The following is a 20,033-nucleotide window of genomic DNA, read 5'->3' as shown; positions in this document are numbered from 1 at the left end:
CCGGCAGCCTCCCGCAGCATCCACTCGCAGACCTCCCACCGAAGGAACCACGCAGAATGACGAACGAGACCGTCGCGGCCCTCCTGGCCCGGTCGAACCGCCTCGGCGCCGACCCGAAGAACACCAACTACGCCGGCGGCAACACCTCCGCCAAGGGCACGGAGACCGACCCGGTGACCGGCGAGCCCGTCGAGCTGCTGTGGGTGAAGGGCTCGGGCGGCGACCTCGGCACACTGAAGGAGGCGGGGCTGGCGGTGCTGCGCCTCGACCGGCTGCGGGCGCTGCAGAACGTCTACCCGGGCGTGGAGCGCGAGGACGAGATGGTCGCAGCGTTCGACTACACCCTGCACGGCAAAGGCGGCGCGGCGCCGTCGATCGACACGGCGATGCACGGCCTGGTGGATGCGGCGCACGTCGACCACCTGCACCCGGACTCCGGCATCGCGATCGCGACCGCGGCTGATGGGGAGGCCCTGACCGAGACGATCTTCGGCGGCCGCGTCGTGTGGGTGCCGTGGCGCCGGCCCGGCTTCCAGCTCGGCCTCGACATCGCCGCGATCAAGGCGGCGAACCCCGAGGCGATCGGCACCGTCCTCGGCGGCCACGGCATCACGGCGTGGGGCGACACCAGCGAGGAGGCCGAGGCGAACTCGCTGTGGATCATCCAGACCGCGGCCGACTACATCGAAGCCAACGGTCGCCCGGAGCCGTTCGGTGCGCCGCCCGCCGGCTACGAGCCGCTGCCGGAGGCCGAGCGCCGCGCAAAGGCGGCCGCGCTCGCGCCGTACGTGCGCGCCATCGCCTCCACCGATCGCGTGCAGGTCGGGCACTTCACGGACGCCGACGTGGTGCTCGACTTCCTCGCCTCCGCCGAGCACCCGCGGCTCGCGGCGCTCGGCACCTCCTGCCCGGACCACTTCCTGCGCACCAAGGTCAAGCCGCTGGTGCTCGACCTCCCGTCGGACGCGTCCATCGAGGACTCGGTCGCCCGGCTGGAGGAGCTGCACGAGCAGTACCGTGCCGACTACCAGGCCTACTACGACCGGCACGCGACGCCCGAGTCTCCCGCGATCCGCGGCGCGGACCCGGCGATCGTCCTCATCCCGGGCGTCGGGATGTTCTCGTACGGCAAGGACAAGCAGACCGCGCGCGTCGCGGGCGAGTTCTACGTCAACGCGATCAACGTCATGCGCGGCGCCGAGGCGCTCTCCACGTACGCGCCCATCGACGAGGCGGAGAAGTTCCGCATCGAGTACTGGGCGCTGGAGGAGGCCAAGCTGGCCCGCCTCCCGAAGCCCAAGCCGCTCGCGGGCCGGATCGCGCTCGTCACGGGCGCGGCCTCCGGGATCGGGAAGGCCATCGCCACCCGGCTGGCGGCGGAGGGCGCGTGCGTCGTCATCGCCGACCTCGACCGGGAGAAGGCGCAGGCGGCGGCGGCCGAGATCGGCAACGCTGATGTGGCGCTCGGCGTCGCCGCGAACGTCACCGACGAGAAGGCGATCGACGCGGCGATCCAGGATGCGCTGCTCGCGTTCGGCGGCCTCGACCTCGTCGTCAACAACGCCGGTCTTTCCATCTCGAAGCCGCTGCTCGAGACCACGACCGCCGACTGGGACCTCCAGCACGACGTCATGGCGAAGGGCTCGTTCCTCGTCTCGCGTGCCGCCGCGAAGGTGCTGATCGACCAGAAGCTCGGCGGCGACATCGTCTACATCTCCTCCAAGAACTCGATCTTCGCCGGCCCGAACAACATCGCCTACTCAGCGACGAAGGCCGACCAGGCCCACCAGGTACGCCTGCTGGCCGCCGAGCTCGGCGACCACGGCATCCGCGTCAACGGCATCAACCCCGACGGCGTCGTGCGCGGCTCCGGCATCTTCGCCGGCGGCTGGGGCGCCAAGCGCGCCGCGGTCTACGGCGTGCCGGAGGAGGAGCTGGGCCAGTACTACGCCCAGCGCACCCTGCTGAAGCGCGAGGTGCTCCCGGAGCACGTCGCCAACGCCGTGTTCGTGCTCTGCACGAGCGACCTCGACCACACCACCGGACTCCACATCCCCGTCGATGCGGGCGTCGCGGCGGCGTTCCTTCGATGAACAGGGCCGTGCGATGAACAGGGCCGTGCGATGACCGCGGGGGCAGGCGGCGTCGCCGCGGTGGACCTCGGCGCCACCAGCGGTCGGGTCATGCACGCCCGCGTCGGCGCGAACACGCTGGAGCTGACCGAGGCGGCACGCTTCCCGAACACACCCGTGCATGTGCAGGAGGGCGGCCGCGCGGCGCTGCACTGGGACCTGACCGGCCTCTACTCCCGTGTGCTGGAGGGGCTCGGCGCGGTCGCGCGTGCGGATCCCGGCCTCCGGAGCGTCGGCGTGGACGCGTGGGCGGTCGACTACGGGCTGCTGCGCGACGGCCGGCTGCTGGGCGAGCCGTACCACTACCGCGACGAGCGAACCGCGGCGGGCGTGGAGCTCGTGCACGCACGCGTCGCGCCCGAGGAGCTGTACCGCGAGGGCGGCCTCCAGTTCCTCCCGTTCAACTCGCTCTACCAGTTGGCGCTCGACCAGGAGTCGGGGGCGCTGGACGCCGCGGACGGCTTCCTGCTCGTGCCCGACCTGATCACCTACTGGCTGAGCGGGCGGGCCGTCGCCGAGCGCACCGACGCCTCCACGACCGGGCTGCTCACCGCGGACGGCCGGTGGAACGACGCGCTCCTGGCCCGGCTGGGGCTGCGCCGATCGCTGTTCCCGTCGCTCGTGGACGCCGGAACGACCGTCGGCCCGCTGCTGCCGTCGCTCGGCCTCCCGTTCGCCGGCGGCGGCCCCGCGGTCACCGCGATCGGCTCGCACGACACCGCGTCGGCGGTCGTCGCGGTACCGATGGACCCGTCCCGCGCCGCGTACATCTCCTGCGGCACCTGGGGCCTGGTCGGCGTCGAGCTGGAGGGCCGCGTCGTGAGCGACGCGGGTCGCGCCGCCAACTTCACCAACGAGGGCGGCGTGGACGGCCGCGTCCGCTACCTCCACAACGTGATGGGCCTGTGGCTGCTGAGCGAGTCGATCCGGGAGTGGCAGCGCCGGGGCCTCCCGGTGAGCTTGGAGAGCCTGCTCGCCGAGGCGGCCGAACTGCCGCGCCCGACCGTCCTGTTCGACGCCGACGACCCGCGCTTCCTGGCGCCAGGCGACCTCCCGTCGCGCATCGCCGACTGGTTCGCCGAACGCGGCCTCCGCGCCCCGGCGAGCCCGGCCGGGATGGTGCGCGTCATCGTCGAGAGCCTGGCGGAGGCGTTCGCGGGCTCGGTGCGCACGGCCGCCGAGTTGTCCGGCGTGCCCGTGGACAGGGTGCACATTGTCGGCGGGGGAGCGCGCAATGCGCTGCTCTGCCAGGCGACCGCCGACCGGGTGGGCATGCCCGTGCTCGCCGGGCCGGTGGAGGCGACGGCGCTCGGCAACGCGCTCGTCCAGGCGCGTGCGGTCGGGCTGGTCACGGGGGACCTGGAGACGCTGCGCGCGCTGGTCGCCAGCAACTACGCGCCCGTCCGGTACGAGCCGGCGCGCGTGACCGTGCGCTGATGGAGCACCACGAGCGGGCCATCGCCCGGTATGTGGAGGACGCGTCGGCCGATCCCTCGGTGCTGGCCGTCATCGTGAGCGGCTCGGTCGCCCGCGGAGCCGAGCGTCCGGACTCCGACGTCGACCTGTACCTCGTGGTGACCGAGGCGCGCTGGGATGAGGCGTTCGCCGCCCGCCGCCTGATGTTCACGAGGACGGACGGCATCGACTACGACGGCGGCTACTTCGACATCAAGCTGGCGACGCTGTCCTACCTGGACGACGCCGCCGAGCACGGCGACGACCCGGTGCGCGACTCCTTCGCATCCGCTCGCGTGGCGTTCAGCCGGGTGCCGGACCTGGACGAGCGGCTGGCGCGCGTGGTGCGGGTGTCGGCTGCCGAGTGGGAGGACCGCGTCGCAGGCTTCGTGGCGCAGTGCCGGTTGCACGGCGGCTACTTCCTGCCGCAGGCATACGAGCACGGCGACCCGCTGCTGCTCGCCCACTCGTCCGTCCACCTGGCGACGTCGGCCGCGCGGGCGCTGCTGGCCCGCAACGGGGTGTTCTTCCCCGGGCCGAAGTATCTGCGAGCGCGCGTCGCGGAGCTGGAGGATGCGCCCGACGGGTTCGGCACGCTGCTGGACGCGGTGATCGCGACCCCGACGCCCGCGACGGCCGCGGCGCTGCTGGAGGCGGTGGAGGCCACGGTCGGGGACGCGCTGCCGCGCGGCGAGACCCTGTCCCGCTTCGTGCTCGACAACGAGCTCGCGTGGCGGTACCGCACGGCGCCGCCGGAGTACTCCTAACCGGGCCACCGCACATTCGTGCCGAATGTCGCCTCTGGCGCGACCAAACACGACATTCGGCACGAGGGTGCGCGAAGCAGCTCGGCATGTTACTCCGGCACATCCCGCTTGCCGCGCCGGGCGGGGCGGCGTAGGTTCACGCGGCAGAGGGGAGGCCGCCGTGACCGACACCGACACCGACACCGACACCACTTTCGTGATCCGCCCGCTCGACACCACCACCTGGGACGCCTTCGTCGCGCTCTGCGACAGGCACGGCGGCGGCGGGTTCGGCGGCTGCTACTGCACCTGGTTCCATCGCGTGTCCCACTCCGCCCCGGGGTCGCAGCCCGAGCGGCCGGCGGACTTCACCAAGGAGTTCAAGCACGACCTCGTCGCCGCGGGTGAGGCCCACGCCGCCCTCGTCTTCGACGGCGACCGAGCCGTCGGCTGGGCGCAGTTCGGGAGTCCGGAGGAACTGCCCGGCATCTATCACCGCAAGGAGTACCTGGAGACGACGACCAGCCTCCCGGATTACCGCATCACCTGCGTCTTCGTGGACCGGCAGTACCGCGGCCGCGGCGTCGCCCGCGTCGCGATCGCCGGCGCGCTCGACCTGATCGCGGAGGCCGGGGCCGGTGTGGTCGAGAGCTACCCGCGGGAGACCGATAAGCGCATCTCGCCCTCGTTCCTCTACAGCATGACGCGCCGCGTGTTCGAAGACGCGGGCTTCGAATACGACCGCCCGAAGGGCACCGTGAACTGCGTCATGCGCACCACCGTCGCCCCGCGCTGACCTCCCACACTCGCGACATTCGCGGGGCGTACATTCGTGACGAATCGCGGGATTGGTGCGGCGAATCGCGACATTCGGCACGAATTGTGGCGGGCTCAGCTCGCGCGCGTCGCGGTGGTCTCGGTCTCCTCCAGCTCCTCGCGGGCCTCCTCGCGCGGGGTCAGCACGACGCGCGGGCGGAGGCCGCTGAACCGCACCCGGAGGCCGCGGTACTTCACCAGGTAGAACACCCCGACCAGCGCCGCCGCGAAGCCGCTCGCCCCGCCGACGCCCATCGCCCAGCGCGGGCCGAAGGTGTCGGCCACCCAGCCGACGATCGGCGCGCCGACCGGGGTGCCGCCCATGAAGATCGCCATGTAGATCGCCATCACCCGGCCGCGCAGCAGCGGGTCGGTCGTCATCTGCACGGTCCCGTTCGCGGTCGTCATCAGCGTCTGCGACGAGATGCCGATGATGATCAGCGCGACCGCGAACAGCCAGTACGTCGGCATGACCGCGGCGATCGTGCACCCCGCGCCGAAGAACGCGGCGCCGGCGAACAGCAGTGACACCCGTGGCCGCTCGCGCCGGGCGGCCAGCAGGGCGCCGATCACCGAGCCGATGGCCATGATGGACGACAGGAGGCCGTACTCGCCCGCGCCCTGATGGAACACGCTCACCGACATGGTCGAGATGAAGATCGGGAAGTTGAGGCCGAACGTCCCGATCAGGAACACCATCACCAGGATGACGAGGATGTCGGGACGCTTCCGCACGTACCGGAAGCCGTCGACCAGCCCGCCGCGGGAGCGCTTGGCGCGCGGAGAGCGATACAGCTTCTCCTTGCGCAGCAGCATCAGCGACAGCAGGACCGCGCCGAACGTCGCCGCGTTGATGAGGAACACCCAGCCCGCGCCGACCGCGGCGGTCAGCAGGCCGGCGACGGCGGGGCCGAGGAGGCGGGCCGAGTTGAACGACGCCGAGTTGAGGGCGACGGCGTTGGAGAGGTTGGGGCCGGCCACGAGCTCCGACACGAAGGTCTGCCGGGCCGGGGCGTCGAACGCGGCCACCACTCCGACGCCGAGCGCGAAGAGGTAGACGTGCCACAACTGCACGACCCCGGTGACGGTGAGGAGGCCGAGCCCCAGCCCCAGCAGTCCCATCAGGCCCTGCGTCAGCATCAGCAGACGGCGACGGTCGAGGTGGTCCGCCGCCCAGCCTGTCACCGGCAACAGGATGAGCTGCGGCCCGAACTGCAGCGCCATCACGAAGCCGACCGCGGCCGCGTTGTTGTGGGTGAGCTGGGTGAGGACGATCCAGTCCTGCGCCGTCCGCTGCATCCACGTGCCGACGTTGGAGACGAGCGCGCCGCCCGCCCAGATGCGGTAGTTGACCCCGGAGAGGGAACGGAACATTGCGCTCACGAGTCGGCGATCTCCCGCATGATCGCGGCGGCCTCGGCGAGGGTCTCGCGCTGCTCTGGGGTGAGCGTGCGGAGGCGCTGGTTGAGCCACGCGTCGCGGCGGCGGCGGGTCTCGGCGACGAGCTGGAGGCCGGACTCGGTGGGGACGACGATCACCTTGCGCCCGTCGACGGCGTCGGCGGTGCGCTGCACGTAGCCCGCCTGCTCGAGGTGATTGACCGTGCGGTTCATGGAGGGCGGGGTGACGCGCTCGTGCTCGCTGAGCCTCCCGATCGTCCCGGAGCCCTCACGGACGAGGAACGCGAGCGTGGAGGTCTGGGTGTCGCTCAGCTCGTCGTCCTCCTTTTCGGCCCGCAGCCGGCGGGACAGGCGCGCGACGGCGACGCGCAGTGCGCTGCTGAGGTCGTGCGTCGAGAGGCGTCCCATAGATAGTTAGCCTATCAAATTAGGCTGGCTAAATAAAACCGTGTGCCAGAATGAGCCCGTGCAGCGAGAGTTCAACGCCGACGACGGCCTCCGCATCTTCTTCGACGTCTACCCGGCCGAGCGCCCGCGGGCCGCTGTGCAGGTCGCACACGGGGTGGGGGAGCACGCCGGCCGCTACCGCGCGCTCGCCGAGCACCTCGTCGCCGAGGGGTACACCGTCTACGCCGACGACCACCGCGGCCACGGCCGCACCGGGATGGAGCAGTGGCACGGCGACGCGTCCAAGCTCGGGAGGCTCGGTCCGGGCGGCCTGCGCGGCGCCCTCCGCGACCTGCGCGCGTTCAGCCGGCTCATCCGCGACGAGAACCCCGACCTCCCGCTGGTGCTGGTCGCCCACAGCTGGGGCTCGCTGATGGGGCAGATGACCCTCAACCACCACGCCGACGACTACGACGCCGCCGTGCTCACCGGCACCGCGTACCGGATGATCGGCTCCATGAACAGCGGTGACCTGAACAAGCGCCACGCCCACCTCGGCACCACGGGCGCCGAATGGCTCAGCCGCGACCCGGCGGTGGCGCAGGCGTTCATCGACGACCCGCTGTGCACGCTGGTGCCGCTGCAGAAGCTGTTCGGGATGGCGGACGCCGCCCGCCTCCTCGGCCGGCCCGCGCGCCACCTGGCCCGCGACCTCCCGCTGCTGATCGCGGTCGGCGACGACGACCCGTTGGGCGGCCCGGCCTCAGCCCGCAAGCTGGAGCGCTCCTACCGCACCCGCTCCGGCCTCTCCGACGTGACGACGATCGTCTACCCCGGCGCGCGCCACGAGGTCTTCAACGAGACCAACAAAGAGGAGGTCTACGCCGACCTCACCGCGTGGCTGGACCCCCGCATCCCCGACCGGGCGTGACGACGCGGCGCGGGTCTTAGGCTGGTCCCATGCATGGTGAGTACAAGGTGCCGGGTGGCAAGCTCGTCGTCGTCGACCTGGAGGTCGTGGACGGTCTGATCTCCGGGTTCCGGCTGGCGGGCGACTTCTTCCTCGAGCCCGACACCGCGCTGGAGGCCATCGACGCCGCAGTCAACGGCCTCCCCGCCGAGGCCGACTCCAAGACCATCGCCGCCGCCGTGAAGGAGGCCCTCCCCGAGGGCGCCTCGCTGCTCGGCTTCTCGCCGGAGGCCGTCGCCGTCGCGGTGCGCCGCGCGCTCGCCCGCGCCACGAGCTGGCGCGACTACGACTGGGAGATCGTGCACTCCAAGGCCGTCACCCCGCTCATGCACCTCGCTCTGGACGAGGTGCTGACGACCGAGGTCGGCGAGGGGCGCCGCGGCCCCACCCTCCGGATCTGGGAGTGGGACGAGCCCGCGGTCGTCATCGGCAGCTTCCAGTCGGTCAAGAACGAGGTCGACCCGGTCAACGCCGAGAAGTACGGCGTGCAGGTCGTCCGCCGCATCACCGGCGGCGGCGCGATGTTCATGGAGGCGGGCTCCGTCGTCACCTACTCGATCTACGCGCCCGCCGACCTGGTGCAGGGGATGAGCTTCGCCGACAGCTACGCGTTCCTGGACGAGTGGGCCATCATCGCGCTCAAGTCGCTCGGCATCGACGCCAGCTACGTGCCGCTCAACGACATCACCAGCCCGACGGGCAAGATCGGCGGAGCCGCCCAGAAGCGTCTCGGCTCCGGCGCGGTGCTGCACCACGTGACCATGAGCTACGACATGGACGGCCAGAAGATGACGGAGGTCCTCCGCATCGGCCGCGAGAAGATCAGCGACAAGGGCATCACCAGCGCCGCCAAGCGCGTCGACCCGCTGCGCAGCCAGACCGGCCTCAGCCGCGCGGAGATCATCGAGCAGATGAAGATGACGTTCCGCAGCCTGTACGGCGCGATCGACGGCGACCTCACCGACGCCGAGTACGCCGAGGCCGAGCGGCTCGTGGCGTCGAAGTTCGCGACGGAGGAGTGGCTCTACCGGGTGCCCTGACCGCCCGCCTCGCGCTCAGCCCGCCGGCCCGGCGACCTTGGTTGTTCCTGTGCGTCCGCAGAGCGTCCAGGACGTCTCGGGTACCCTGGACGGCGTGAACTGGTGGGCCGTGATCGTGGTGGGCGTCATCCTCGTGACGATCGTGACGGGCGTGAAGCTCGGCTGGATCGACCTCTCCAACAAGGCCGCCCGCGGCTCCGGCAGCATGAGCGGCGCGGTCGGCGGCTCGTTCGACGAGATCTTCGCGCCGACCCGGCACGAGGCCCAGCAGGAGCTGGATCGCCAGTCGTTCCTCCCCGCTCCGGCCCCGCTCCCGGGCGACGGCGGCGCCGCGGATGTGCTGGACGGGGGCAAGGTCACGATCGACGTCGGCGCAGCCGGCCGTGGCCAGCGCGCCGAAGGGCGGGCGCCGTCCGAGGAGGGGCGCGCGACCACCAGGACCACGGCGTCGCACCGCGGCTGATGCGGCCTACAGGTCGCCCTGATCCCAGCGGAAGAGACGCGCGGCGACGAGCCCCGTCGCCACGGTAGCCGCGGCCATCAGGACCCACAGCCAGTACACCGGCAGGAACGGTTCCGTGCCGGCGATGTCCGCGCTCGCCTGACGCTTAAGGCGTTTCGGCGCGGGCCTAACCTCGCGGCCGAGTCAGATGAACCCAAAAGCGCCGAAACCCGAAGAGGGCGAGCATCAGCATCACCGCCAGCCAGCCCACTGAACCAAGTCCGTGCATGCTGAGTTCTGCGAGAGCTTGCTCACGGGTGTAGGGCGCGTAGCCCGTGGCAGGAGCCCAGTAGTTCAAGACGTTGAGATATAGGGCCTCAAAAGACAGGAGGGGGATTCCTTCTGTCACATAGTGTGCGGTGAAGCAGAGAAACCCGAGGGTGCCGAGCGTCCGGAACGTTGCCGGAAGCGAGCCCAACAGGTCTTCAAGGACTCGCACGCATTCGTAAGCGACGATGAAAACGAGAGCGAAGAGCCCTAATCCGAGCTGTACCTTCGCGATTTCTTCGGGGACGGAGTATCCACCGCCACTTGGGCCCCAGGCGGCGTTGGGGAACACTGCGACGACTGAAATGTAGCCGACAAGTAAGCAAATGGCGACAAATCCGAACTTGTTGGCAATCCGGCGGATCGAAGCAAGGGCCGCACGTCCCAGCCTTCGAACAGAACCCCTCTCGTGGGGATTGCTCTCGTACATGTTGAGTTTGAAGGCTACGTGGAGGACTGTGCACGTTGCCGCACTCAGGAAGAGCACCGCAAAGCTCTGAGTCAGCCAAGCCAACACGTTTGCGCCAAGCCAGGGACCAGCTGCTGGGATCGGCGCCACAACATGCAGCGCCAGGGTACCCGCGACCGCGCAAACAAGAAGAAGGGCGCCGCCGACCGCAGCCAGATACATGCCACCCATCCCGGTCGCCTCGCGTTGAGGCGGGCTGGCAACGAACGCTGCTTCGCGCTGCCGAGCTGTCTCAATGTCCGCGAGAACTCCCCTCACGAACCGGTTCTCGACAAGACGGCCCAGCCAGCCTGGAGTGTTATCAGTCATATCTAAAACATATGGACGAGCACTGACAGCAAGCGTTCGAGGGCCAATGTAATCGCGGGCTTCACACACGGGTGCGGTGAGGCAGTGGTTGACCCGAATCCGCCACTGGCTCGCCATCGAAGCAGACTCGGGGCCGCCGAGCGTAGGTCTCGCCCCCTATCCATGCGGCCTACAGGTCGCCCTGATCCCAGCGGAAGAGACGCGCGGCGACGAGCCCCGTCGCCACGGTAGTCGCGGCCATCAGGACCCACAGCCAGTACACCGGCAGGCACGGTTCCGTGCCGGCGATGTCCGCGCTCGCCGCCTGCATGAACCACGCGGTCGGGGAGGCGTTGAGCACGGCGCGGACCGCCTCCGGCGTGAGTTCGGCGGGGAAGATGGTCCCGGCCGTCAGCATGCCGATCACGGGGATGAGACCCGTGAGGTTCATCGTCAGCTCGGGATTCGAGGACCGGCTGGCGAACAGATAGGCGAAGGCCAAGAACATCGCGAGCCCGAGCAGCAGCGTCACGGACAGCCGGACGACGCCGAACGCCTCCGCGTAACCCTGCCACCACGCCACGCCGACGATGATGGCCGCCTCGGCGATCCCGATCACCGCCCGTACGGGAGTCTGCGCCACGATGAACGACAGTCTCCGGACCGGCGTGGTGCCGAGCAAACGTAGCGTTCCCCGTTTCCGGAGGGCGACGAGCGGGACCGTGGTGCCGGTGAACGCGATCGCCATGAAGCCCAGCGCGAGCGTCGTCGACAGGTTGATGCGGAGGAGGTCGGTCTCGGACTCGCCGGAAGCCTGCGTGACGAGGATCTGCGAGGACGGGACCCCCACCGCATGCACAGCGCTCAACAGCTGCTTCCATGTGGGGGTGTCATCCGTGGCGAGCACGATCCGCGCCCGGTCGCCCTCCACGGTGATGTGGGCCGTTGCGGTCGAGTCGTCCGCCAGGCGGACACCGCGTCGGTCCAGTTCCTTCTCGACCGCGGCGGCCTGGGGTCCGGCGGTCACGGCTGCGACCGGGGCGGGCCGCGCGCCGTTGATCGCGAGGTCGATGACGAAGATGAGGATCAGGAAGAAGAAGAACATGAACGCCATCGAGAACATGGTCTTCGAATTCCGGAGCAGCTCTCGCGAGCTCAGCAGCGTCAGCTGTCGGAACTCCCGCGTCCGTTGCGACGGCCGTCGCCTGTCCTTCACGGTGGTGGATGTCATCCCTCGCCCTCCGCGGACAGTTCGAGGAAGACGTCCTCCAGCGTGTCGGCACGCACGGCGAACTCGCCGGCCCGGAACGAACGCGCGAAAGTGAGCCTCCGGATCACGCGGTCGGGATCGTCGGTGCGCAGGCGGACGCGAATTCCGCCGACCGCCTGCTCCGCAGTGAACGCGGCATCGCCGAGCTCCGCCGCGATAGCGGCCTCTGAAACCCCGGAGGCGACCGTGAACGCCACATCGCTCGTCCTCGTGTGCTGGCGGATCAACTCGTCGGGGCTGTCGAGCGCGGCCAGCCGGCCGCGCACGACGATCGCCACCCGATCGCAGACGGTGGTCGCCTCGTCCATGTGATGTGTGGACAGCACGACCGTCGTCCCGCCCGCACGCAGTCGTTCGATGACCCGCCACAGCGCCTGCCGTGCCGCCGGATCGAGCCCGGCGGACGGCTCATCCAGCACGAGGACCTCCGGATCGGCGACGAGGGCCATCCCGAGCAGCAGTCGCCGCGTCTGGCCGCCAGACAGTTGGCTGCTCCGCCGATCCGCCTGGTCACCGAGTCCGACGCGATCGACGACGTCGGCCGCCGAAAGCGGCTCATCGTGGAAGGACGCGAAGAGCTCCAGTGTCTCCCGGACGGTCAGCGTGTCGAAGAGGCTCGCGGACTGCGGCTGGACGGCGACCCTCCTGGTGATCGCAGCGCGATCGCCGAACGGGTCCAGGCCGAGCACCCGGATCGTGCCGGCGGTCGGCCGGCGGAGTCCGACCAGGCATTCGAGCGTGGTCGTCTTACCCGCGCCGTTCGGGCCGAGGAGGCCGAACACCTCGCCGCGCGCGACCGAGAAGTCGAGCCCGGCGACCGCCGTGACGTCGCCGTACGACTTCCGGAATCCGCAGAGTGTTATGACGGGGTCCGTGTTCTCGTGGCGCATCGCTCACGAGCGTATCCAGAGGAATGACCCTGTGCAAGGTTAGATTGAAATATTCATCCTCTAACGTGCGGAAGGTGACCCGCTCTCACCGCCGCTGCAACTCCTGATACTCCGGGTGGTCCGCCAGCCACCGCCGCACGTACGGGCAGGTCGCGATCACCCGCAGGTCGGTCCGGTCCCGCACGTCGTCGAGCGCGGTTTGGACCAGTTGGGAGGCCATCCCGCGTTCGCGTTTCTCGGGGTCGACCTCGGTGTGCACGAACACGATCGCGTCGTCGCGGAGCTCGTATTCGGCGACCCCGATGACCTCGCCGTCCTTCAGCAGGGCGTAGCGGGACTGGTCGTGCTGGTTCTCGACGGTCAGCGTCATGCCGCCAGGGTACCCGTCCGGCCGCCCCGCGCCCGTGCATACGGGAGAATGGTGGACATGTCCGAGCCCGTCGCCGCCACGCCACCGCTGTGGCTTCCCGACGGGCCGAGCACGGTCGTCCACGGCGACAACCTGGAGGTGGTCGCCGGGCTGCCGTCCGGAGCGTTCCAGCTCATCTACCTCGACCCGCCGTTCAACACCGGCCGGTCGCAGGCGCGGCAGAGCACCACCGCCAAGCGTGCGGTGGCCGGAGCGGGCAGCGTCGTCGGGTTCAAGGGCCGCAGCTACGAGCGCATCAAGGGCGACATCCTCAGCTACGACGACCGCTTCGAGGACTACTGGGGCTTCCTCGAGCCGCGGCTGATCGAGGCTTGGCGGCTGCTCGCCGACAGCGGCACCCTCTACCTGCACCTCGACTACCGGGAGTCGCACTACGCCAAGGTGCTGCTGGACGCGCTGTTCGGGCGGGAGTCGTTCCTCAACGAGATCGTCTGGGCGTACGACTACGGCGCCAAGGCCAAGAACCGCTGGCCGGCGAAGCACGACACCATCCTCGTGTACGTGAAGAACCCCGGCGACTACTTCTTCGACTCCTCCGCCGTCGACCGGGAGCCCTACATGGCGCCCGGCCTGGTCACGCCGGAGAAGGCCGAGCTCGGCAAGCTGCCCACCGACGTCTGGTGGCACACCATCGTGTCCCCGACCGGCCGGGAGAAGACCGGGTACCCGACGCAGAAGCCGGAGGGTGTCCTCCGGCGCATCGTCCAGGCCTCCAGCCGGGAGGGCGACTGGGTGCTCGACTTCTTCGCCGGGAGCGGGACAACGGGCGCGGTCGCGGCGGCGCTCGGCCGCCGGTTCGTGCTCGTCGACCGCAGCCCGGACGCGGTCGCGGTGATGCGGGCGCGGTTCAGCGAGCGGCCGGAGGTGCGGTTCGTCGGCTGACGGCGCTCAGTCGCCCGGGCCGGGTGCGGCCTCGGCGTGCGCCTTCAGGGCCTGCATCGTGCGCCGGCTCTCCCTCGCCGCCATCCGCGCGACCACCGGCTCCACGGCGCGGTACATGCCGTGCGTTGTGAGCCGGCCGAGGCGGGTGACGCGGGTGCGGCCTCCCGAGTCCTCGACTCCGTACACGATGAGGGCGTCGACGCGTCCGGAGGGCTTGGCCTGGTGGAAGCGCAGCTCGTGGTCGGGGACGTCGTCGATCAGCTCGCCGCGCATCCGCCCGAGCGCGGTCGAGTCGACGTAGGTCTGGGAGCCCGGCTCCGGCGCGGCCGCGGTGGCCGGCGGCACGCGCGTCCCGCGGTAGACCAGCGAGTGGCCGAGCCACGCAGGGTAGGCGTCGACCGCCCGCAACGTCGCGTAGACGTCGTGCACGGGCGCGTCGATCTCGATGGTGTCGGTGAAGCTCTTCATGGCGCCTGTCCTACACCGTGCGGGGCGGGTTGCGCACCGGGGACGTTCCGCGGACGCCCCGGTTCCTTCATGGAAGTTCCCGGGGAGGGTGTGGAAGGGTTGTCTACTATGCGAACCGCACCCCTCCGTCTGCTCCCGTTCGTCTGGGGTGCGCTCGGGGCGGCGGTGGCGTTCGTCGCGATCTACCTGTTCTTCGTGCAGAGCTACATCGGCCAGGTGATCGACGAGCGGTCCTTCGCGGGCGCCGAGAAGTGGAAGGGCGACCTGATCGACTTCGCCCACGCGCTGCTCAACGCGCTGCCGGTCGCGGCGGTCGTGATCGGCGCGATCATCGCCGTGATCATCGTGCTGGTGCGCCGCAACTGGCTGGTGTTCGCGGTCGCGGTCGGGGCCGCCATCGCGGCCAATGTGAGCACGCAGGTGCTGAAGTACTCGGTGCTGTCTCGCCCCGCGAAGGGCGTGGACACCGGCCTCGCGAACTCGCTGCCGTCCGGCCACACCGCCGTCGCGGCCTCCGCGGCGCTCCTCGTCTTCCTGGTCTCCTCGCCGCGGACGCGGCCGCTCGCCGCGGTGGTCGGCTCGGTGTTCACCATCGCGGCCGGCGCCTCCACGCTGGTGGAGCAGTGGCACCGGCCGAGCGACGTCATCGCCGGGATGCTCGTCGTGGCGTTCTGGGCCTGCGTCGCCGGGATCGTGCTCGCCGCGCTGCGGCTGCGCCCGGCCGACCCGCCGGTGCGCTCGAAACTGTGGGCGCTCGTCTGGATCGCCGCAGCCACCGGAGTCGTCGCGACCGTCGCGCTCGTGGTCACCTACAACTCCACTCAGAACGGCACCGAGCACCTCTTGGTCGCGTACGCCGGCGGCGTCGCCGCGATAGCCACCGCCGGCCTCTTCCTTGCCGTCATCGGCAACCGCCTCTACCGCGCCCTCGCCTGAGCCTCCGCCACCGGCGAGTACGCGAATAGTCTGCCGAAAACGGTCGAGTACGCAGATTGTTCGCGTACTCGGCAGGTGCTTCAGGAGCTCTGGCGGATGACGAGTTCGGTGGGGAGGAGGGTGACGCGGTCGACGGGCTCGCCCGCGAGGCGGCGCACGAGGACGCGGGCCATCGCCTGGCCGAGGCCGATGGACGGCTGGTGCACGGTGGTCAGCGGCGGCGTCGCGGTCAGTCCGAAGTTGTCGTCGTCGAAGCCGACCACCGCGATGTCGCCCGGGATGCTGAGGCCCGCCTCGTGGATGGCCGAGTACGCGCCCGCCGCCATCTGGTCGTTCGCGGCGAACAGGCCGTCGATCGGGCGCCCGGTCGCCAGCAGCCGCCGCATCGCCTCCGTGCCGGAGGACGGCGAGAAGTCGCCGTATTCGACCAGCGTGTGGTCCAGCCCGTGCGCCTCCAGCGTCCGGCGCCAGCCGGTGTAGCGGTCGAGGCCGGCGGGCATGTCCTGCGGTCCGGTGATGAGCGCGATGTTCCTGCGGCCGCGTGCGATCAGGTGCTCCGCTGCCGCCGCCGAGCCCGCGACATTGTCCACGTCCACGAAGTACGACTCGTGCTGCGCCTCGCTCACCGGGCGGCCGCCGAACACGATCGGCAGCGTCGAGCCGAGCTGGGCGTAGGAGTGGTCGCCGGAGTGGTGGGAGACCACGAGCGCCCCGTCCACGTTGCCGCCCATCAGGTAGCGGCGGGTCTTGTCGGGGTTGGTCTCCGACGAGATGACCATGTTGAGCGTGTACTCCGTGTCGGCCAGGCTGAGCGCCACGCCCTGCACGATGGACGCGAAGAACGGGTCGGCGAACACCTTGGCGGTCGACTCGGGCACCACCAGCGCGATCACCTGCGTGCGGCGGGAGGCCAGCGAGCGGGCGGCGCGGTTCGGCACGTAGTTGAGGTCGGAGATCGCACGCGTCACGGCCTCGACGACCTCCGGCGTCACCCGGGTGGACCCGTTCACGACGCGGGACACGGTCGCCCGGGAGACGCCCGCGCGCGCGGCCACGGCCTCCAGAGTCGGCACGCTGCGGCCGTCCACCTGCTCCGTCGTCATGGGGGTCCTCCTGGGCCGCTCGGGCGTCGGGTGTCGGGCGCCGCCCGACCTATGTTAGGCGCGCGCGGCCGATCCAGTGGGCACGTCCACGACCTCGGCGGCGCGCGCCGCCTCCGCAATGCCGGCCTCCGTGATGACGCGTGCGTACGCCCGTCCGGAGTCCTTCACCGTGCGCTCCAGCGTCTCGTAGTCGACGTGCACGATGCCGAACCGCTTGGCGTACCCCCAGGCCCACTCGAAGTTGTCGAGCAGCGACCAGACGAAGTAGCCGCGCACGTCGGCGCCCTCCGCGATCGCCTCCCGGACCGCGTCCAGGTGGTCGAGGATGTACGCCTCCCGCTCCAGGTCGCGGATGCGGCCGTCGTCGTCCACGACGTCGTCGTACGCCGCGCCGTTCTCCGTGATGTAGAGCGGAGGCAGTGCGGGGTACTCGGCTGTCAGCCGCACCAGCAGGTCCCGGAGGCCATTCGGGTTGACCTCCCAGCCCATCGCGGTGGTCGGCAGGTCGCGCGACGGGAAGGTCACGAACTCGCTGCCGACGAACGGCGACGCTTTGGGGCGGTCGGTCGGCACCGGAGCGGACACCGCGTCTGCGCGCAGCGGCCGGCCGCTCACGTTGTCGTCGTGGTAGTGGTTCACGCCCAGGAAGTCGATCGGCTGCCGGATGACACCCAGGTCGCCGTCGTGCACCAGCTCTTCGAAGCGGTAGTCGTGGAGGTCCTCCAGCACGTCGGCGGGATAGGTGCCGTCGAGCAGCGGGTCGAGGTACATGCGGTTCCACAGGCCGTCGATGCGGCGTGCGGCGTCCCGGTCGCGGGCATCCTCCGGGTCGGCGGGGATCGCGTTGGTCAGGTTGAGCGTGATGCCGACGCGCAGCTCCTCGGCACGGCCCTCGTGCTCGCTCGCCAGGTCGCGGATCGCCGCGCTCGCGAGACCGTGCGCCAGGTGCTGGTGGTGCAGGGCGGCCAGCGCGGCGCGCGGCTCCCGGCGGCCCGGCGCGTGCTCGCCCGCCGCGTACGCGATGAGGGAGGAGCAGAGCGGCTCGTTGAACGTCGTCCAGTGCGACACCCGGTCGCCGAGCGCGTCGTACACGGCGACGGCGTAGTCGCGGAAGCGGTACGCCGTCTCGCGGGTGGCCCAGCCGCCGCGCTCCTCCAGAGCCTGGGGCAGATCCCAGTGGTACAGCGTCAGCCAGGGCAGGATCCCCGCGCCGAGCAGCTCGTCGACCAGCCGGCTGTAGAAGTCCAGCCCGGCCCGGTTGACCTCGCGGTCGCCGGGCTTCACCCGCGCCCAGGAGGTGGAGAACCGGTACGACTGGAGGCCGAGCTCCCGCATCAGGGCGACGTCCTGCGGCATCCGGTGATAGTGGTCGATCGCGCGCTCGGGGGTGTCCCCGCCGGCGATCGCTCCGGGCACGCGGGCGAAGGCGTCCCAGATCGAGTCCTCCTTGCCGTCCTCGTGGGCGGCGCCCTCGATCTGGGCGGCCGCGGTCGCGGAGCCCCACAAGAAGCCGGTGGGCCACGGTGCGGGCTCCAGCGGGGGGAGGGCGGCCATGCGGTCGTCGGTCATTCGTTAGCCTTTCACCGCGCCGGCCATGATGCCGGAGACAAGCTGCCGGCCGGCGAGCACGAAGAGGATGAGCAGGGGGATGGTGGCGAGCACCGCGCCGGCGAGCACGATCGAGTAGTCCACGTACTTGGCCGACTGGAGCTGGCTGAGGGCGACCTGCAGGGTCGGGTTCTGCGGGGCGACGAGCAGCGGCCAGAGGTAGTCGGTCCACGCGGTCATGAAGGTGAACAGGCCGAGGATCGCCATCGCCGGCCGCGCCGCAGGGACGCCGACGTGCCAGAAGGTGCGGATCATGGTGGCGCCGTCCACCCGCGCGGCCTCGATGAGCTCCTCGGGGATGACGTCCACCAGGTATTGCCGCATGAAGAACACGCCGAACGCCGTGACCAGGGTCGGCACGATGACCGCGCCGAGCGTCCCGGTCCAGCCGAACTGCTTCATCACCATGAACAGCGGGATGATGCCGAGCTGGGTCGGCACAGCGAGTGTGCCGACGACGAACACCAGCAGCCCTTCGCGGCCGCGGAACCGCAGTTTGGCGAACGCGTACCCGGCGAGCGTCGAAAAGGTGACGACCGACACCGTGATGACCGTGGAGACGATGATCGAGTTGCCGAGCGCCTGCCAGAACGGCACGGTGTCGAGCACGGCGCCGACGTTCTTCCAGAACTGGCCGCCGGGCAGCAGCGGAGGCCATGTCGAGGTGAGCACGGTGCTGTTGCTCGAGCCGGCGACGAACGACCACCACAGCGGGTAGGCGCCGCCGATGAAGATCGCGAGCAGGATACCGTAGGTGAGGAAGCCGGGGCGGCGGTCGATGCCGAGGGCGCGGCGGCGCGGGGCGCGCGGCTTCGCGGACGCGGTGCGGGTCGCGGTGCGGGTCGCGGTGCTCATACGTTCTTCTCCTCGCTCGCCGAGACCAGGGCCAGGGCGCCGTCGGCGGTTGCGGCGCGGCTGCGCGCCAGCCTGCGGGCCGTCCGCGACCGGTGCACGCGCGCCTCGGTGGAGGCGATCCGGCGCGAGATCAGGAAGTTCAGCACGCCGAACAGCACGATGATGAGGAACAGCATCCACGCGATCGCGGACGCCCTCCCGAAGTTCTGGCGGTTGAACGCCATGTCCCACAGGTAGAGCACGGTCGTCTGGTACTGCCGTTGCGGGCCTCCCGGCACCGCGCTCGACGGGTTGAACAGCTTGGGCTCAGTGAAGATCTGCAGTCCGCCGATGGTGGCGGTGATGATCACGAAGATCATGGTCGGCCGGATGCTCGGCAGAGTGATCGAGAAGAAGCGGCGGAACGAGCCGGCCCCGTCGAGGGCGGCGGACTCGTGGATGTCACGCGGCACCGCCTGCATCGCGGCGAGCAGGATCAGTGCGTTGTAGCCGGTCCAGCGCCAGTTGACCATCGTCGCGATGGCGATGTGCGAGGGGAAGGTCTCGGTCTTCCACATGACGGGGTGGAGCCCGACCGCCTGCAGGATGTTGTTGATCAGGCCGTACTTCTCGTCGAACGCGCTTGAGAAGATGAGCGTCACGGCGACGGGGGTGACCACGTAGGGGAGGAGCACGCTCATCCGCCAGAAGGTCTTCGCCCGGATGTTCTGGTCGAGCATCGCGGCGATGAACACCGCGGCGATGAGCTGCGGGATCGCGGAGAGCAGGAAGATGCTGACCGTGTTGAAGAGCGAGTTCCAGAAGAACGGGTCCTTCAGCTCGGTGAGGTAGTTCGTGAAGCCGACCCACTCTCCCGGACCGGTGAGCAGGTTCCAGTTGTTGAGCGAGACGACGAACGTGTAGATCAGCGGGAACAGGCCGACGAGGGCGAAGAGCACGAAGAACGGCGCGATGTAGAAGTACGGCGACGCCTTGACGTCGAAGCGGTTGAGCTTCTGCTTGAAGGTGAGTGCCCGGCGGTCGTCGCGGTCGCGCGGGGCCGCGGCGGGCGCGGCCTCCGGTGTGCGGGTGACGGTGGTCATGCGGTTCTCCATGGGGGAGCGGAGGGGAGCGGATGGT

General features: G+C 70.2%; 20 protein-coding genes. 9 read left to right on the top strand and 11 right to left on the bottom strand.

What is annotated here, in order from left to right; genetic code table 11:
• Nucleotides 1-56: 56 nt before the first annotated feature.
• The 4 genes from ABIA36_RS06870 to ABIA36_RS06855 all read left to right on the top strand — a co-directional run bounded on the left by ABIA36_RS06870 (nt 57) and on the right by ABIA36_RS06855 (nt 5,129).
• The gene (locus ABIA36_RS06870; RefSeq protein ID WP_369961537.1) at nt 57-2,093 is read left to right on the top strand and encodes a bifunctional aldolase/short-chain dehydrogenase; all 2,037 of its coding nucleotides are present in this window, start codon (nt 57-59) and stop codon (nt 2,091-2,093) included.
• A 30-nt stretch (nt 2,094-2,123) separates the two neighbouring features.
• Nucleotides 2,124-3,569, top strand: a complete 1,446-nt coding sequence (locus ABIA36_RS06865) for a rhamnulokinase family protein (protein WP_369961536.1) — start codon at nt 2,124-2,126, stop codon at nt 3,567-3,569.
• Entirely contained in the window at nt 3,569-4,354 is a 786-nt protein-coding gene (locus tag ABIA36_RS06860) for a nucleotidyltransferase domain-containing protein (protein ID WP_369961535.1), read from the top strand. The genes ABIA36_RS06865 and ABIA36_RS06860 overlap by 1 nt, the downstream gene beginning before the upstream one ends.
• Nucleotides 4,355-4,514: 160 nt before the next feature.
• Nucleotides 4,515-5,129, top strand: a complete 615-nt coding sequence (locus tag ABIA36_RS06855; protein WP_369961534.1) for a GNAT family N-acetyltransferase — start codon at nt 4,515-4,517, stop codon at nt 5,127-5,129.
• Nucleotides 5,130-5,224: 95 nt separating this feature from the next.
• Here the strand turns inward: ABIA36_RS06855 and ABIA36_RS06850 are convergent, their stop codons facing one another.
• Together ABIA36_RS06850 and ABIA36_RS06845 are read right to left on the bottom strand one after the other, a co-directional pair.
• On the bottom strand, nt 5,225-6,523 hold the full coding sequence (locus ABIA36_RS06850; protein ID WP_369961533.1) for an MFS transporter: 1,299 nt from the start codon (nt 6,521-6,523) through the stop codon (nt 5,225-5,227).
• A gap of 5 nt (nt 6,524-6,528) precedes the next feature.
• The gene (locus ABIA36_RS06845; protein WP_369961532.1) at nt 6,529-6,957 is read right to left on the bottom strand and encodes a MarR family winged helix-turn-helix transcriptional regulator; all 429 of its coding nucleotides are present in this window, start codon (nt 6,955-6,957) and stop codon (nt 6,529-6,531) included.
• A 58-nt stretch (nt 6,958-7,015) separates the two neighbouring features.
• On the opposite strand from ABIA36_RS06845, the gene ABIA36_RS06840 reads away from it, so the two are divergent.
• From ABIA36_RS06840 to ABIA36_RS06830, 3 genes are read left to right on the top strand one after another with little or no spacing between them, the layout of a single operon-like run.
• Nucleotides 7,016-7,867, top strand: a complete 852-nt coding sequence (locus ABIA36_RS06840; protein WP_369961531.1) for an alpha/beta fold hydrolase — start codon at nt 7,016-7,018, stop codon at nt 7,865-7,867.
• A 29-nt stretch (nt 7,868-7,896) separates the two neighbouring features.
• The gene (locus ABIA36_RS06835) at nt 7,897-8,946 is read left to right on the top strand and encodes a biotin/lipoate A/B protein ligase family protein (protein WP_369961530.1); all 1,050 of its coding nucleotides are present in this window, start codon (nt 7,897-7,899) and stop codon (nt 8,944-8,946) included.
• Between the two features lie 49 nt (nt 8,947-8,995).
• Complete coding sequence (locus ABIA36_RS06830; RefSeq protein WP_369961529.1) at nt 8,996-9,409, top strand: hypothetical protein; 414 nt, start codon at nt 8,996-8,998, stop codon at nt 9,407-9,409.
• Between the two features lie 166 nt (nt 9,410-9,575).
• Here ABIA36_RS06830 and ABIA36_RS06825 read toward each other — a convergent pair whose 3' ends face one another.
• The 4 genes from ABIA36_RS06825 to ABIA36_RS06810 form a co-directional block, all read right to left on the bottom strand.
• Nucleotides 9,576-10,493: a hypothetical protein gene (locus ABIA36_RS06825; RefSeq protein WP_369961528.1), complete on the bottom strand. Its 918-nt coding sequence runs from the start codon at nt 10,491-10,493 to the stop codon at nt 9,576-9,578.
• A gap of 169 nt (nt 10,494-10,662) precedes the next feature.
• A complete protein-coding gene (locus ABIA36_RS06820; RefSeq protein WP_369961527.1) occupies nt 10,663-11,703 on the bottom strand; it encodes an ABC transporter permease in 1,041 nt (346 codons plus the stop codon).
• Nucleotides 11,700-12,632 (bottom strand): ABC transporter ATP-binding protein, encoded by a 933-nt coding sequence (locus ABIA36_RS06815; protein WP_369961526.1) that lies wholly within the window; start codon nt 12,630-12,632, stop codon nt 11,700-11,702. The genes ABIA36_RS06820 and ABIA36_RS06815 overlap by 4 nt, the downstream gene beginning before the upstream one ends.
• Nucleotides 12,633-12,717: 85 nt before the next feature.
• A complete protein-coding gene (locus tag ABIA36_RS06810; protein WP_369961525.1) occupies nt 12,718-13,002 on the bottom strand; it encodes a GNAT family N-acetyltransferase in 285 nt (94 codons plus the stop codon).
• Nucleotides 13,003-13,059: 57 nt separating this feature from the next.
• Here ABIA36_RS06810 and ABIA36_RS06805 point away from each other — a divergent pair, with 57 nt between their 5' ends.
• Entirely contained in the window at nt 13,060-13,944 is an 885-nt protein-coding gene (locus tag ABIA36_RS06805; RefSeq protein WP_369961524.1) for a site-specific DNA-methyltransferase, read from the top strand.
• Between the two features lie 6 nt (nt 13,945-13,950).
• Here the strand turns inward: ABIA36_RS06805 and ABIA36_RS06800 are convergent, their stop codons facing one another.
• Nucleotides 13,951-14,412 carry an SRPBCC family protein gene (locus ABIA36_RS06800; RefSeq protein WP_369961523.1) on the bottom strand — a complete coding sequence of 154 codons (462 nt, stop codon included), beginning with the start codon at nt 14,410-14,412 and terminating at the stop codon, nt 13,951-13,953.
• Nucleotides 14,413-14,520: 108 nt separating this feature from the next.
• Between ABIA36_RS06800 and ABIA36_RS06795 the strand changes: the two genes are divergently transcribed.
• Entirely contained in the window at nt 14,521-15,348 is an 828-nt protein-coding gene (locus tag ABIA36_RS06795; RefSeq protein WP_369961522.1) for a phosphatase PAP2 family protein, read from the top strand.
• Nucleotides 15,349-15,428: 80 nt separating this feature from the next.
• Here the strand turns inward: ABIA36_RS06795 and ABIA36_RS06790 are convergent, their stop codons facing one another.
• The 4 genes from ABIA36_RS06790 to ABIA36_RS06775 are packed head-to-tail and all read right to left on the bottom strand — an operon-like array spanning nt 15,429 to nt 19,996.
• The gene (locus tag ABIA36_RS06790; protein WP_369961521.1) at nt 15,429-16,451 is read right to left on the bottom strand and encodes a LacI family DNA-binding transcriptional regulator; all 1,023 of its coding nucleotides are present in this window, start codon (nt 16,449-16,451) and stop codon (nt 15,429-15,431) included.
• A gap of 54 nt (nt 16,452-16,505) precedes the next feature.
• The gene (locus ABIA36_RS06785) at nt 16,506-18,020 is read right to left on the bottom strand and encodes a GH1 family beta-glucosidase (protein WP_369961520.1); all 1,515 of its coding nucleotides are present in this window, start codon (nt 18,018-18,020) and stop codon (nt 16,506-16,508) included.
• Between the two features lie 3 nt (nt 18,021-18,023).
• The gene (locus tag ABIA36_RS06780; protein ID WP_369961519.1) at nt 18,024-18,914 is read right to left on the bottom strand and encodes a carbohydrate ABC transporter permease; all 891 of its coding nucleotides are present in this window, start codon (nt 18,912-18,914) and stop codon (nt 18,024-18,026) included.
• Nucleotides 18,911-19,996 carry a carbohydrate ABC transporter permease gene (locus ABIA36_RS06775; RefSeq protein ID WP_369961518.1) on the bottom strand — a complete coding sequence of 362 codons (1,086 nt, stop codon included), beginning with the start codon at nt 19,994-19,996 and terminating at the stop codon, nt 18,911-18,913. The genes ABIA36_RS06780 and ABIA36_RS06775 overlap by 4 nt, the downstream gene beginning before the upstream one ends.
• Between the last annotated feature and the right edge of the window lie 37 nt (nt 19,997-20,033).

Origin of the sequence: Leifsonia sp. EB34, from assembly GCF_041260585.1 — a bacterium.
In the GTDB taxonomy this organism is placed as follows: Bacteria; Actinomycetota; Actinomycetes; order Actinomycetales; family Microbacteriaceae; genus Leifsonia.
The sequence above is the reverse complement of the archived record's forward strand: the minus strand, read 5'-3'. Positions and strand labels throughout refer to the sequence as shown.